Origin of the sequence: Longimicrobium sp. (assembly GCA_036387335.1) — a bacterium.
Taxonomy (GTDB): domain Bacteria; phylum Gemmatimonadota; class Gemmatimonadetes; order Longimicrobiales; family Longimicrobiaceae; genus Longimicrobium.
Map to the genome: position 1 here is coordinate 55,542 of DASVTZ010000217.1, position 13,306 is coordinate 68,847.

The 13,306-nt window shown below is 70.0% G+C and carries 13 protein-coding genes; 11 read left to right on the top strand and 2 right to left on the bottom strand.

Going from position 1 to position 13,306, the window contains the following annotated elements; all coding sequences use genetic code 11:
* Positions 1-351: 351 nt before the first annotated feature.
* Positions 352-1,890: a PAS domain-containing sensor histidine kinase gene (locus VF647_22460; protein ID HEX8454858.1), complete on the bottom strand. Its 1,539-nt coding sequence runs from the start codon at positions 1,888-1,890 to the stop codon at positions 352-354.
* Positions 1,891-2,051: 161 nt separating this feature from the next.
* Between VF647_22460 and VF647_22465 the strand changes: the two genes are divergently transcribed.
* The 5 genes from VF647_22465 (at position 2,052) to VF647_22485 (ending at position 4,480) form a co-directional block, all read left to right on the top strand.
* Positions 2,052-2,309, top strand: a complete 258-nt coding sequence (locus VF647_22465; protein HEX8454859.1) for a UPF0175 family protein — start codon at positions 2,052-2,054, stop codon at positions 2,307-2,309.
* A complete protein-coding gene (locus tag VF647_22470; GenBank protein ID HEX8454860.1) occupies positions 2,309-2,683 on the top strand; it encodes a hypothetical protein in 375 nt (124 codons plus the stop codon). The genes VF647_22465 and VF647_22470 overlap by 1 nt, the downstream gene beginning before the upstream one ends.
* 190 nt (positions 2,684-2,873) lie before the next feature.
* On the top strand, positions 2,874-3,176 hold the full coding sequence (locus VF647_22475; GenBank protein ID HEX8454861.1) for a nucleotidyltransferase domain-containing protein: 303 nt from the start codon (positions 2,874-2,876) through the stop codon (positions 3,174-3,176).
* A gap of 22 nt (positions 3,177-3,198) precedes the next feature.
* The gene (locus VF647_22480; protein HEX8454862.1) at positions 3,199-3,510 is read left to right on the top strand and encodes a HepT-like ribonuclease domain-containing protein; all 312 of its coding nucleotides are present in this window, start codon (positions 3,199-3,201) and stop codon (positions 3,508-3,510) included.
* A gap of 157 nt (positions 3,511-3,667) precedes the next feature.
* On the top strand, positions 3,668-4,480 hold the full coding sequence (locus tag VF647_22485) for a hypothetical protein (GenBank protein HEX8454863.1): 813 nt from the start codon (positions 3,668-3,670) through the stop codon (positions 4,478-4,480).
* 9 nt (positions 4,481-4,489) lie between these two features.
* Here the strand turns inward: VF647_22485 and VF647_22490 are convergent, their stop codons facing one another.
* On the bottom strand, positions 4,490-5,986 hold the full coding sequence (locus VF647_22490; protein ID HEX8454864.1) for a lipase maturation factor family protein: 1,497 nt from the start codon (positions 5,984-5,986) through the stop codon (positions 4,490-4,492).
* A gap of 102 nt (positions 5,987-6,088) precedes the next feature.
* Here VF647_22490 and VF647_22495 point away from each other — a divergent pair, with 102 nt between their 5' ends.
* From VF647_22495 to VF647_22520, 6 genes are all read left to right on the top strand, one after another.
* Positions 6,089-6,676, top strand: a complete 588-nt coding sequence (locus tag VF647_22495; GenBank protein HEX8454865.1) for a DUF1990 domain-containing protein — start codon at positions 6,089-6,091, stop codon at positions 6,674-6,676.
* A 186-nt stretch (positions 6,677-6,862) separates the two neighbouring features.
* Positions 6,863-8,104: a hypothetical protein gene (locus tag VF647_22500; GenBank protein ID HEX8454866.1), complete on the top strand. Its 1,242-nt coding sequence runs from the start codon at positions 6,863-6,865 to the stop codon at positions 8,102-8,104.
* A 58-nt stretch (positions 8,105-8,162) separates the two neighbouring features.
* Positions 8,163-9,614 carry a M48 family metalloprotease gene (locus VF647_22505; GenBank protein ID HEX8454867.1) on the top strand — a complete coding sequence of 484 codons (1,452 nt, stop codon included), beginning with the start codon at positions 8,163-8,165 and terminating at the stop codon, positions 9,612-9,614.
* A gap of 260 nt (positions 9,615-9,874) precedes the next feature.
* Positions 9,875-11,425, top strand: a complete 1,551-nt coding sequence (locus tag VF647_22510; GenBank protein HEX8454868.1) for a serine hydrolase domain-containing protein — start codon at positions 9,875-9,877, stop codon at positions 11,423-11,425.
* Between the two features lie 261 nt (positions 11,426-11,686).
* Complete coding sequence (locus tag VF647_22515) at positions 11,687-12,310, top strand: hypothetical protein (GenBank protein ID HEX8454869.1); 624 nt, start codon at positions 11,687-11,689, stop codon at positions 12,308-12,310.
* A 17-nt stretch (positions 12,311-12,327) separates the two neighbouring features.
* Positions 12,328-13,227 (top strand): serine hydrolase, encoded by a 900-nt coding sequence (locus VF647_22520; GenBank protein HEX8454870.1) that lies wholly within the window; start codon positions 12,328-12,330, stop codon positions 13,225-13,227.
* Positions 13,228-13,306 lie beyond the last annotated feature (79 nt).

Below are 13,306 nucleotides of genomic sequence, written 5' to 3' on the forward strand. Positions count from 1 at the left end.
GATGTCAAGGGTTTTGAGGGGATGGGGCCCTCACCCCCGGCTCGTTACACTCGCCTGCCCCCTCTCCCGATAACAGGAGAGGGCTGCGCCCTCACGTTATCGAGAGAGGGGGCGTATGTCGTTGCGCACTCCGCAGATCCGGTAGGGGCGCGAGTTATCGCGCCCACCCTCGCCCCCGCCTCGACCTCTGCCGATTTACATCGACCTCGTAGGGGCAGACCTGTGTGTCTGCCCGCCCTCGCCCCACCTCGATGTCTGCCCTCGCGACCGAACCCGTAGGGGCCGCCCCGCGTGGCTGCCCGTGCCCGCCGCCGCGCCACCCCCATGCACCGCGCATCGAACCCCGCCGCCCTACCCGTCGTGCACCGGCAACCGCACCGTGAACGTGGTCCCCGCCCCGGGCTCGCTCTGCACTTCGATGTCGCCGCCCATCAGCTCCACCAAGCGGCGGGCGACGCTCAGCCCCAGGCCGGTGCCGCCGGCGCGGCGGACGAGGGGGTGCTCCACCTGCCAGAACGGCTCCCAGATGCGCTCCATGTGCTCCTGCGCGATCCCGATCCCCGTGTCGGTGATGGCGATGGCCAGCATCGAGTGCTCGCGGCGCGCCTCCACCCGCACCTCGCCGGACTCGGTGAACTTCACGGCGTTGGAGAAGAGCGTCTGGAGGAGGCGCCGCAGACGGGCCGGGTCGGTGAGCGCCATGCACAGCTCCTCCCCCTCCTCCACCCTCAGCGACAGCCCCTTGGCGCGCGCGGCGGGCTGCGCCTCGGCGGCGGCGTAGCGCAGGGCGGCGGAAACGTCCACGGGCTGCAGGTGGGGAGCGTCGGGGCCGCTCTCCAGGCGGGTGTACGAGAGCAGCTCGTCGATCAGCTGCAGCAGCTGGCGCGATGCGGCCTGGATGCGCTCCACGTGGCGGCTCTGCACGTCGCTCATCGCCCCCGCGTCGCCGTCGTGCAGCAGGTCGGCGAAGCCGGTGATGGCGTTGAGCGGCGTCTTGAGCTCGTGCGATACGACGGCCAGGAAGTCGGTCTTCGCGCGCGACGCGGCCTCGGCCTCGGTGCGGGCGACGCGCTCGCGCAGCAGCAGGGCCTCGCGCTCGGCCTCGGCGCGCTTGCGCTCGGTGATGTCCTCGGCGATGCAGTAGACGCCGATCAGCTCGCCTTCCACGCGGATGGGGACGAAGGTGAGCCGCACCCGCACGCGCCGTCCCACGCGGTGGATCAGCGAAGTCTCGCCATACCCCGGCTCCCCCGCCGCGGCACGCGCGAAGAGGTCGTGCACCATGTCGCGGTCCTCACCCGACACCAGCGGCCAGAAGGAGAGCGCCACGAGGTCGTCCTCGGGGTACCCGGCCAGCTCCGCGGCGGCGGGGTTGGCGGTGCGCAGGGTGCCGTCCAGGTCGAACGAGCAGATGGCGTTGGGGTTGTTCTCGAAGAGGGATCGGTAGCGCTGGCGGCTCTCCTCGTAGCGGCGGGCCACCTCGCGGCGCTCGGTGAGGTCGCGGGTGATCTGCCCGTAGCCCACCACCTGGTCGTCGGCGTCGCGGATGGCGGTGATCACCACGCTGGCCCACAGCCGCGTCCCATCCTTGCGGACGCGCCACGCCACCCCCTCGCAACGCCCCTCGGTGCGGGCGGTGTGCAGGTCGCGCCCCGGAGATCCGCTTTCCTGGTCCTCGGGCGGGTAGAGCTCCGCCAGGTGGCGGCCGAGGATCTCGTCCTCGGCGTACCCCATCTGCCGCTCCGCCCCCTCCGTCCACGTGGCGACGCGGCCGTCCACGTCCACCACGAAGATGGCGTAGTCGGTCACGTTCTCCACGAGCAGGCGGTACAGCTCGTCCGTACCCCGGAGGGCGGATGCGGAGTCGGAGGGGCGCTGTCGTCGGGGCATCTGCTTGCGGTACGAGGATGCGGGTGTGCTCACCGCGCCGGGAAAGTGTACCGGGCACGCGCACTGGGAGCAACGTCCGCGCCGCTAGGTTCCTGTTGCGCTGGGCCGGCATTTGCTGCACCCTTCCTCGGTACCGCACGCGCCCCACACCAGAGTGGCCGATGCAGATCACGCTAGACGTCCCCGAGCAGTACTTCCTCGACAGCACGCCTGCGGAGCTGGGCAGACGCATCAAGCTGTACGCGGCTCTGCTCATGTTTCATGCTGGCGAGATGTCGGCCGGCGCCGCCGCCGAGTTCGCTGACGTAGACCGCCTCACGTTCGCCGCCGCGTGCCAGAGGCATGGCATTCCCCTCATCGACTACCCGGCCGAAGATCTCCGGGACGAGCTGAGCTCCCTGCGACGACGCGTTTCCTGATGCTCATCGTAGCCGATACCTCGGCTCTCCTGGCGCTCGCCGCCTGCGAGTGCCTGGATCTGCTCGATGTACTGTTTCGCGAGGTACGGGTGCCGCCCGCCGTGTTCCGGGAGTGCACCGAAGCAGGGAAGCCCGGCGCGGACGTTCTAGGTAACTTCCTTATCGGACGGGTCGCCGAAGTCGACTTGGAGGCGTTCGTGATCGCGGCCGCAGGGCTCGGGCGCGGTGAGCTGGAAGCGATGGCTCTCTACAAGCGGCTCGAGGCAGACCGTCTTCTGCTCGACGACGGCCGGGCGCGCAAGGTGGCCGCCTCAACGGAGTGCACGTCGTCGGCAGCGCGGGTGTCCTCATCCTGGCGAAGTCCGAAGGTCTGATTACGTCCGTTCAGCCACTGCTGTCGCAGATCCAAGCAGCGGGTATCTATCTCTCTCCGACGCTCGTGTCGGAGGTTTTGCACCTTGCGGATGAAGGCTAGACCCCCGAGCGCGGCTGGCGGTTTGCACGGATCACTCTTGCTGCAGAGCACGCATGGATACACAGCGGAAGCATGTTGAAGAGCCAGCGATGAGCGACGCACGAATCGAAATTCCCACCGATCAGATCACGGCTTTCTGCCGGCGACATCGCATCCGGACGCTCCGGCTGTTCGGCTCCGTCCTGCGCGACGATTTTCGCGCCGACAGCGATGTGGATTTCCTGGTGGAGTTCGAGCCAGGCGCCGGGGTGGGCCTTCTCACGCTGGCCAAGATGGAGCTGGAACTGGGTGAGATCCTGGGTCACAAGGCGGATCTGCGCACCGCGGCCGAGCTGAGCCGCTACTTCCGGGACGATGTGGTCAACGGCGCCGCCTTGCTTTATGCGGCCTGAAGACCGCGTTCGTCTCCTCCACATGCGTGATGCCGCGCGGGAGGCCATCGGCTTCGCCGCCGGGCGCACTCGCCGTGATCTGGAGACGGACCGGCAGCTCCTCCTCGCCGCGGTCAAGGACATAGAGATCGTCGGGGAGTCGGCGAGCCGTGTAAGTGTGGAACTCCGGAGCCATCACCCTGAGCTGCCGTGGACCGCAATCGTGGCGATGCGGAACCGCCTGGTGCACGCCTACTTCGACATCGACCTCGACATCGTATGGAGTACCCTTGAGTCAGACCTCCCGGCGCTGATTTCGGCGGTCGAGGCAATCCTCGAAGCTCCGGAACCATAGACGGGCAACTCGCCCTATGCGTTCTTCCCCTGCTTATCCCTCCTGCGCATTCATGCAACTATGCAGAAGTGCTGGACTCCGCGTCCGGTCATACCTGCCGGTAGTCGCCGCGCTGCTCGGCATCCTGGGGTTTGTCTTCGCGTATTCGGGCGCTGTGATGTCGGGCTCGTTCGCGAGTGCCGCCGCGGAGCCTGCGGCGACCGCTTACTGGCGGCGCATCGCGATCTGGTACGAGGTCGCCGCGGCTGCATTCCTGGTGGCGGCGGTGGCCGGGGCTGGCGTGCTCGTGCGACGGGCGCTCCGTAGGTCGGGAACGGTAGCGATGGCGGTGATGCTGGTCAGCGCGTGCGGGGCGCCGAGGCAGGAGAAGGCTGCGAAGGATGTGGCTGGCGAGAAGGCGGAAGTGGCGAGCCCCGCAACGACCAGTGCGCCATCGGCCGTTCCGGCGCCGGCGGTGAGCTCCGCGCCGCATGGAGCTCCGGCCAGCCGCGTGGATACGACGCTGTTCGGGACGGTGCGGGTGGTGCTGGAGGACACGACGCTGGCGCTTTCGGATGGGCGGGCGCGGACGACGACGTCGCTGCTCGAGTACATCAACAGCTCGGGCGATTACAGGCACACGCTGCTCGATGTACAGCGGAGCGGCGAGGGATGGATCTACCTGCTGATCCGCACCACGGGGCTGTCACGTGCGGATGGGGGGAGCGGATACTGTGCGGCGGGGGAGGAGACGGACCTGGTGTGGGCCGCGGTGGACCCGGCGCTCCGCGTGGCCAGGGCGCAGTCGGCGCTGATCTCGTCGTGCCTGCGGACGCGGGACCCGCTCGACGACTCGGTCGAGCTTCGCGGCGAGCCGTGGTCGATCACGTCCTACATCCCCGGTGACAGCCTCAGGACCGTGTCGTTCGACCGCCGGCACCCCGAGCGCGGAATGCGGGTGACGACGGCGCCGGACACGGCCCGGCCGTAGCGCGCGGGCTCAGCGCAGCTCGTCCAGCACCAGCCCTGCGCCGGTGCGGGTGAGGGTGCCGGTAAAGGGGCCCAGGTTGCGCCGCCGCCACCACGTACCCGTCTGGCGCCTGGCAGCTGGGTCGGTGAACCAGTACTGCCACAGGACGGTGCGCACCATCACCGGCGGCTTTCCGTGGAAGGGGTCGTCGCGAAAGAGGCGCAGGACGCTCGGACTGCCCTCGATGAGCCGCTCCTGCGCGAGCACCACCCACGTGGACTGCCGCCACGGGCCCAGCGATGCGAACCACAGGTTCCAGTCGAAGCGGGGCTGGTACGGCGCATAAATGCCCGGCGCCTCGCGCGGGTCCTGCGGCTTGTAGCGGAACCGGTACGCCACCCATGTCCGCCCGTCGCGGCTCCCCTGGAACTCCACCTCGTAGCGAGCCTCCGTCATGGTGGCGAAGAGGCCGTACGCGTTCGCGACGCGAAAAGGCTGCAGCCGTGCGGGCGCACCGAGGGGCCCCAGCGGAAGAAAGGCCGCCACGCCGGCGTACAGCGCGAATCCGAGCACCACGCCCTCGATCCTCCTCTTCCACAGGGCGCGCAGGTCCGCGGGGCGGGGGATGGGGACGCGCCGCGGAAAGTGGGCGCGGGCGAACACCCCGTCATCCAGCAGCAGGATCCCGAGCACCAGCACCAGGTAGTTGAGGAAGGCGTAGTTCGCCGTCGCGATGATCCCCGCCTGCAGCGCGGTGACGATGGCGAAGCAGGCAAGGCGAAACGGGCGTGGAAGGAAGGCCGCCCACACGATGACGAGCTCCACCAGCAGCGTGATGGCGACGGTGGCGGCGTGGAACCCGTGCGGAAGGTGCTGCACGTACCAGCCGATCCACGTGGGAAGCGGACCATTCTGGTAGTACTCGTCCATGGCGGTGAAGTCGCGCCAGTGAGGGTCGCCGCTGGCCAGCTTCACCACGCCCGACTCGAAGTAGATGCGAAACCACTCCCATAGCAGCATGAAGTGGCTGAGGCGCGACGGCGGGGTGGCGGCCCCCAGGCCGGGGCGGATTCCGCGCGGCGCGAAGAAGATGGAGACGAAGCCCGCCTCCAGCAGCATTCCGTCCGACTGGTACGCGGAGAAGTCCTGCAGGGCCGCCACGCAGGAGAGGAAGAGGAGGGTGCAGACCGCCACGCTCATGCGCGGCCACACGTTGGCGGCCAGCAGGAGCGACGCCACCATTCCCGCGCCCGCCAGCGCCGTGAGCGCCGCGTCGCCGGCGCCGAGCCAGAGGAGCGTCGGCGCGAACCAGAAGCGCTGCACGCCTCCCAGCACGCGCGCCACATTCTCCAGGTACTCCCCCGCCGGCAGGATGCCGCGCGGGCCGATGAGGCCGTGGATCTGGAAAGCGAGGGAGTAGAACGCGGAGAAGAAGATCAATCCCAGCGCGCGCAGAAAGAGCCAGCGGGGCCACAGATGCCCGTGCGGGGGCACGGAGTTTTCGGATGCGGGGCGGACGATCGGCATGCGGTGCGCGGCGGCAAACGGCGTGCACACCCGCCGGTCCCTCCTCCACACGCCCCGCGAATGCGGCGGACGTGACCGCGTCCGCCCACGAGGTGCCCCCTCATGTTCCTCATCCGCCGGCCTTCCACCGCTCTGATCGAACGTGCGCTGGATGAACAGCGCCCCCTTCCGCTGAGCTACCCTGATCCCGGAATGACGCGGTCCGCCACGGGGCCGGCCGGCTACCCGCGCAACCATCACCAGGCGCGGATCGGCTCCGGCGAGGAGACGTTCGTGCGCGGGGTCGCGGCGCTGCGGAGGTGGGCGATGTACGACCTGCCGTGGACGTACGTGCATCCCGCAGCGCCGCCCGTCGCGCCGGGGACCGTCTTCGCCACGATCGTGAGCCACCTGGGGTTCTGGTCGATCAACCCGTGCCGCATCGTCTACGTGGACGACACGGACACGCCCGCGATGCGCACCTTTGCCTTCGCCATCGGCACGCTGCCGCTGCACAGCGAGACCGGCGAGGAGCGCTTCCAGGTGCAGTGGGACCGCTCGACGGACGTGGTGCGCTTCGAGATCCTGGCGTACGCACGCGCCTATCACTGGATGGCGCGGCTGGGCGGGCCCGTCGTCGGCATCCTCCAGCGCCGCTTCGGGCGGCAGGCGCTCGCGGCCGTGCAGGCGGCGCTGGACGATCCCACCTGATAGAAGTAGTCCTCTGTCTTAGCTCCCTTCTTCGACGCGCCCATCATCATTGACGCGGGCGCGGCGCGGACGTATATGTCCACAAGCGTTATATCAGCATACGATGTATCGTGAGTGGATGTACCCGCAGAAGGAGGTATCGTGCCTGCACGAAACGGTTCTGGCCATCGAGCCATCCGCCTCACGATGCTTGTGGCTGCTTGCCTGGCAGGCGTCGCCGGGTGCGCGGGCGGCGATGACGGCTGCGATCGGTCGGTGGCGACTCCGCCCGGGTTTTGCGCACAGCTGTTCGCGGAGGACGTGGGGCCGGCGCGCCACCTGGCCGCGGCTCCGTGGGGCGACGTGTACGTGGCGCGCTGGCGGGAGGGGTCGCGCGCGGGTGGCGTGCTCGCATTGCGCGACACCAACGCGGACGGGCGCGCGGATCTGCGCGAGGCGTTCGGGCCCGAGGCGGGATCGGGGATCGCGATCGGGGGAGAGCACCTCTTTCTGGGCGCGTGGGGTCGGGTGTATCGGTGGAGGTTGCGCCGGGGCGAGTTCCCGCCGCGCGGGGAGCCCGAGGTCTTCGTCGATGGCATCCCGGAGCTGGAGCACGGCGCGCGCAGCCTGGCGCTGGGGACGGACGGCGCGCTGTACGTGAACATCGGTGCGCCGTCGAACGCGTGCGAGCGCGACTTCCGCGGGCGCGACCTGCGCGGCGACCGGCCGTGCCGCGAGCTGGAGACGAGCGGCGGTATCTGGCGCTTTCCAGGCGCGCTCCTTCCCATCGCCAAGCCCGTCAGCCCTTCGCGCGCGAACCGCTTTGCGACGGGGCTCCGCCACTCGGTCGCGCTGGGGGTGGACGAGCGCGATGGGAGCATCTACGCCGCGCCGCACGGCATCGACCACCTGGACCGGTGGTGGCCGGAGGCGGGGTTCACGGCGGAGGACGCGGCGGCGAAGCCGGGCGAGACGCTCTTTCGCATCCGCGAGGGCGGGGACTACGGCTTCCCGTACTGCATGTACGATCCGGCGCTCGGACGCATGGTGCGCGCGCCCGCGTACGGCGGGACCGCGCGCGCGCCGATGCCCTGCGCATCAGGCGAGCGGCCCATCGCAGCCTTCGCGGCCCACGCGGCGCCGATGGCCATCGCGTTCTACCACGGCGCCCGCTTTCCCGCGCGGTATCGAGGCGGAATGTTCGTCGCGCTGCACGGCTCCATCTTCCGGCACCCGCTGGAGGCGACCGGCTACTCGGTCGAGTTCCTGCCCCGGAGCGCGGACGGGTTCGGCCGGCCCGAGACCTTTTTCCGCGGAACCGGCGGCGGGCGGCCGTGGAGCGGGCGCAGGCCGCGGCCAAGCGGGCTGGCCGTGGGTCCCGATGGCGCTCTCTACGTGAGCGACGACTCCCGCGGCGTCGTCTGGCGAATCCGCTGGCGTGGCGAGTGAATCGGGAGCGGAACTTGCCCATCCTCCCCGTGGTCCAGGCAAACCACGGGGAGGGACGATGATGGCTTCGCTCAGGGGGCGGTGCGGGTGCGCCGCGGTGCTGGTGCTGGCGGCCGGGTGCGCGACGAACCCGGTGACCGGACGGAGGCAGCTCTCGCTGGTCTCCGAAGCGCAGGAGGTTCAGCTCGGGCAGCAGTCCGCCGTGCAGGTGTCGCAGGAGATCGGGCTGGTGCCGGACTCGGCCCTTCAGCGCTACGTGCAGAGCGTCGGCGGCACGCTGGCGGCGGCATCGGAGCGCCCGGCGCTGCCGTGGACGTTCCGCGTGGTCGACGATCCGACGCCCAACGCCTTCGCGCTCCCCGGCGGCTACATCTTCGTCACGCGCGGGATGCTCGCGCTGATGAACTCCGAGGCGGAGATGGCGAGCGTGCTGGGGCACGAGATCGGGCACGTGACGGCCAAGCACCAGGTCACCATGATGAGCCGCGCCCAGCTCGCGCAGATCGGCCTGGGGCTGGGGACCGTGCTGATGCCGCGCCTCCAGAACCTGGGCGGGCTGGCGAGCGGCGGGCTGCAGCTCCTCTTCCTCAGCTACAGCCGCGACGCGGAGCGCCAGGCGGACGACCTGGGCTTCCGCTACGCGGTGGGCCAGCGCTACGACGCCCGCGAGATGGCGCGCGTCTTCCAATCGCTGCAGCGCGTGAGCGAGACGGAGCGGGCCCGTTCGGGGCGCAGCCCGCTCCCCAGCTACCTCGCGTCGCACCCGGGTGAGCCGGAGCGCATCGCGTCCGTGCAGCGCCGCGCGGCCACCGTCCCCGCGGGCACCGCGACGAGGGTCGAATCCGCGTCGTACCTCAACCGCCTGAACGGGCTGGTGTACGGCGAGAACCCGCGGCAGGGGTACTTCCAGCAGGGCATCTTCCTGCATCCCGACCTGCGCTTCTCCATCGTCTTCCCCAGCGGATGGCGGACGCAGAACCTGCCGCAGGCGGTCACCGGCGGCAGCCCGCGCCAGGATGCCATCATCCAGCTCACCCTGGCCGAGCAGGTGCGCACCGCCGACGATGCGGCGCGTCGCTTCTTCCAGCAGCAGGGGGTGCAGGCGGGGCAGGGCGGGCGCACCACGGTGAACGGCTTCCCCGCGGTGGTCGCCTACTTCCAGGCGCAGACGCAGCAGGGGATCATCGCGGGAATCGCGCAGTGGCTGGAGAAGGACGGGCAGGTGTACCAGGTGCTCGCGTACTCGCCGGGGCAGGTCTTCCAGCAGTACGAGGGCACCTTTCGCCAGACGCTCAACAGCTTCGCGTCGGTCACGGACCCGGCGGTCCTCAACATCCGCCCCAACCGCATCCGCGTCGTGCGCCTGCCGCAAGCGATGACGCTGGCCCAGTTCAACACCCGCTACCCCTCCAGCATCCCCATCGAGGAGCTGGCGATCGTGAACCAGGTGGCCGGCGCGGGCACCTCGCTGCCGTCCGGCGCGATGGTGAAGCGGGTGGTGCGGGAGTAGGCCCCACCCCCAGCGTCGCTCCGCGACGCATCCCCCTCCCCCACAACTGCCTGGGGGAGGGGGTGTTTGCCGGCGATGCAGCGCACCAATCTCGCCCCCCGAAACCTGCGCAGGCAGGTTTCCCGCGTTTGTTGCAGCGGTTTCAACCGCCGGGTCCCAGCCAGCCTGTTGCCACCCGCCCTCGCCCGAACGATGTTGCAGCGCAGGCCCCGTTCCGATCCGCGAAACGAGCACCCCGTCTTGAAAACACCCCGATGAAGATGCGCTCCATCCTCCCCGCCCTGTGCGCCACATTCGCGCTGGCGTCCGCGATCCACGCGCAGGCCCCCGCGGACCCGCAGCGGCTCGCGAAGCTGAGCGCGGCCTTCCCCGAGATCGACCGGATGATGAAGGGGTTCGCGGAGCGGCAGCACGTGCCGGGGATCGCGTACGGGATCGTGGTGGACGGGCGCGTGGTGCACGTGGGGACGGCGGGGCTCCGCGACGTCGCCGCGCGCGCGCCGGTGGACTCGGGGACGGTGTTCCGCATCGCGTCGATGACGAAGAGCTTCACCGCGGCCGCCATCCTCCAGCTCCGTGACGAGGGGAAGCTGTCGCTGGACGACCCGGCGGAGCGCTACGTCCCCGAGCTGGCCGCGCTGCGCCCCGCCGCCAGCGACGCGCCAAAGATCACCATCCGCCACCTGCTGACGCACTCCGCGGGCTTCCCCGAGGACAACCCGTGGGGCGACCAGCAGCTCGCCGCCACCGACGCGGAGATGTCGCGGATGATGCGCGAGGGCATCCCCTTCTCCACGTCGCCGGGCACCGCGTACGAGTACTCCAACTACGGCTTCGCCATCCTGGGCCGCATCATCGCCAACGTGTCGGGGATGCCGTACGCTCGGTACGTGCGCGAAAAGGTGCTGCGGCCGCTCGGAATGAACGCCACGACGCTGGAAGCCGCCGACGTCCCCGCGCAGCGGCTGGCGCACGGGTACCGCAGGCAGGACGAACAGTGGCTGGAGGAGAAGCAGCTCCCCGACGGCGCGTTCGGGCCGATGGGCGGGATGCTCACCTCGGTCAGCGACCTGGGGCGCTGGGTCGGCTTCATGCTGGACGCTTGGCCCGCGCGCGACGGTCCGGACGCGGGCCCGCTGCGCCGCTCCTCGCGCCGGGAGATGCAGCAGGTGGCGCGATACAGCGGCGCGTCGGCCGTGCGCGACACGTCTGGGCGGGTGGTGCTGAGCGCGGGCGGCTACGGCTACGGGCTGGGCGTGCGGCAGACGTGCCTCTTCCGCATCTCAGTGTCGCACAGCGGCGGCCTTCCCGGGTTCGGGTCGCTCATGCGCTGGCTCCCGGAGCACGGCGTCGGCATCGTGGCGATGGGGAACCTCACCTACACCCCCTGGGGCGGCGTCTTCGAGCAGGCGCTGGAAATGCTGTCGAAGACGGGCGGCCTCACCCCGCGCATGCCGCAGCCCGCCCCCGTGCTGTTGGAGCGCCGCGAGGAGGTGTCGCGGCTCGTGGCGCGCTGGGACGACGCCCTGGCAGACCGCGTCGCCGCCATGAACCTGTACCTGGACGAATCAAAGGAGCGCCGCCGCGCCGCCATCGACCGCCTGCGCACCGCCGCGGGTGGCGAGTGCCGCAACGAGGGCCCGTTCGTCGTGGAGAACGCCCTGCGCGGCCGCTGGCGCATGCGGTGCGCAACCGGCGACCTGCGCGTCTCCATCACCCTCGCCCCCACAGAGCCGGCCCGGGTCCAGTTCCTGGAAGTCCGCCCGATGGCGCGAGAGGAGAGTCTCGAAGCGGCTCCGGTCTGCCGCTGACGCGGTCGAACCTATCACCGCAAGCTCGCCGCGGTGGGCGCCGGCTCACCTCTGCCCCGGAGGCGGAGGCGCGGAGAACGCGGAGGGCAACGCAACTGCATGGCTCACACAGAGACACAGAGACACAGAGAGAGAACAGCAAAAGTCTTCCTCTGTGCCTTGTAGTTCCCTCTGTGTTCTCTGTGTGAGGCTTTTGCTGGAGGAATCGCTGGGATCTCAGCGGATTGTAAGCGGGGCCGACAACCCATGCCTGGAGTCATCATGCACATCACCATCCGCGCCGCGCTGGCGGCGATCGCGCTCTGGACGATTCACGCCGCGCCGGCCGCCGCGCAGCAGGGCGGGCCGCCGGCGGGCAAGGCGCCTTCGGAATACGAGGCGCCGGTCAAGGTGGGCGAGTACCTGCGCGGCGAGCGGCACGACTTCAAAGATCCCACGTACGGGGTGGGGTACCAGTACGCACCCACGCAGACGTCCGACTCCAGCTACGCCACGGTCTACGTCTACCAGCCCGTCCACCCGGATTCGGCGTGGGACGCCGACCGTGTGATCGCGGAGCAGCTCCAGGAGTTCGGACAGACGCTGGAGTATCAGCGTGCGCGCGGCGTGTACGAGAGCTACGAGATCGCGCAGGAGGGCGCCGACACGATCCGCGCGGGCTCCCAGGTGCTCCCCGGCTTCCGCGTGCGCTACGTGTACCGGGTACCGGGAGGGGGAGTCGCGGTGTCGTTCTACAATCTGTACGCCGCGGGCCGGACGCTGGTGAAGGTGCGGGGCACCGTACCCGAGTCGCAGGTCCGCAAGAGCGGGCTGGAGGCGTTCGCCCGGGCGGTCGTGGCGGAGATCGTCCAGGCCAACGCGTCCCCTTCTCCCACGACACCCTGACCCGCCGGAAACCGGGCATGACTCGACTCGTCTTCCTGCTCGCCCTGCTCCTGGCCGCGCCGCTCCAGGCGCAGGGGCGCACCGATACCGCGCTCGAGGCGAAGCTGCGGAACGTGGTGCGTGGCTTCCACGGCGATGTGGGGATCTACGCGCGCCACCTGCGCACGGGCGCCACCGTGGCCATCGACGCGGACACGGTCTTCCCCACCGCGAGCATGATCAAGGTGCCCATCCTCCTCACCCTCTACGACCGGGTGGCGCAGGGGAAGATGGATCTGGAGGCGAGGGTGCCGCGCCCGGACACGCTCAACTACCGCTACGTGGAGAGCACCGACGTCGTCGGATACATGGCGCCGGGCGACACGCTCCCGCTCCGCGAGCTGGCGTTCCTGATGCTCACCGTGAGCGACAACGTGGCGAGCCTGTGGATACAGGCGGAGGTGGGCGGGGGCGTGGCGGTCAACGAGTGGCTGGCGGCGCACGGATTCCGCCACACGCGCGTCAACTCGCGCACACCCGGGCGCGAGGAAGCGCGGTCCAGGTACGGCTGGGGCCAGACCACGCCGCGCGAGATCGCCGAGGCGCTGGTGATGATCCGCGAGGGGCGCGCGGTGAGCCCGGCCGCGTCAGAAGACATGTACCGCATGCTGACCAACAGCTACTGGAAGGGCGAAGCGCTCTCGCAGATCCCGCCCACCGTGCAGGCCGCGTCGAAGCAGGGCTTCGTGGACCGCTCCCGATCCGAGGTGCTGCTGGTGAACGCCCCCACGGGCGACTACGTGCTGGCCGTCATCACCAAGAATCAGGCGGATACAGGCTACCAGGAGGGGAATGAGGGATCGCGCCTCCTGCGCGCCGTATCCCGCACGGTGTACCAGCACTTCAACCCGCGCGACCCCTGGCGTCCGCTGCGCTGAAAACTTCATCCTTGTGTCCGGAACCGCGAGCCCGCTTATTCTCGTAGGCGGGCAGCGGATCGCCGGTTCCTCCCCGCCC

Bases quoted from the DNA above. Each gene is read 5' to 3' on its own strand.
- VF647_22460 (HEX8454858.1), bottom strand. From the start codon at position 1,890: ATGCCCCGACGACAGCGCCCCTCCGACTCCGCATCCGCCCTCCGGGGT.
- VF647_22465 (HEX8454859.1), top strand. From the start codon at position 2,052: ATGCAGATCACGCTAGACGTCCCCGAGCAGTACTTCCTCGACAGCACG.
- VF647_22470 (HEX8454860.1), top strand. From the start codon at position 2,309: ATGCTCATCGTAGCCGATACCTCGGCTCTCCTGGCGCTCGCCGCCTGC.
- VF647_22475 (HEX8454861.1), top strand. From the start codon at position 2,874: ATGAGCGACGCACGAATCGAAATTCCCACCGATCAGATCACGGCTTTC.
- VF647_22480 (HEX8454862.1), top strand. From the start codon at position 3,199: ATGCGTGATGCCGCGCGGGAGGCCATCGGCTTCGCCGCCGGGCGCACT.
- VF647_22485 (HEX8454863.1), top strand. From the start codon at position 3,668: ATGTCGGGCTCGTTCGCGAGTGCCGCCGCGGAGCCTGCGGCGACCGCT.
- VF647_22490 (HEX8454864.1), bottom strand. From the start codon at position 5,986: ATGCCGATCGTCCGCCCCGCATCCGAAAACTCCGTGCCCCCGCACGGG.
- VF647_22495 (HEX8454865.1), top strand. From the start codon at position 6,089: ATGTTCCTCATCCGCCGGCCTTCCACCGCTCTGATCGAACGTGCGCTG.
- VF647_22500 (HEX8454866.1), top strand. From the start codon at position 6,863: ATGCTTGTGGCTGCTTGCCTGGCAGGCGTCGCCGGGTGCGCGGGCGGC.
- VF647_22505 (HEX8454867.1), top strand. From the start codon at position 8,163: ATGATGGCTTCGCTCAGGGGGCGGTGCGGGTGCGCCGCGGTGCTGGTG.
- VF647_22510 (HEX8454868.1), top strand. From the start codon at position 9,875: ATGCGCTCCATCCTCCCCGCCCTGTGCGCCACATTCGCGCTGGCGTCC.
- VF647_22515 (HEX8454869.1), top strand. From the start codon at position 11,687: ATGCACATCACCATCCGCGCCGCGCTGGCGGCGATCGCGCTCTGGACG.
- VF647_22520 (HEX8454870.1), top strand. From the start codon at position 12,328: ATGACTCGACTCGTCTTCCTGCTCGCCCTGCTCCTGGCCGCGCCGCTC.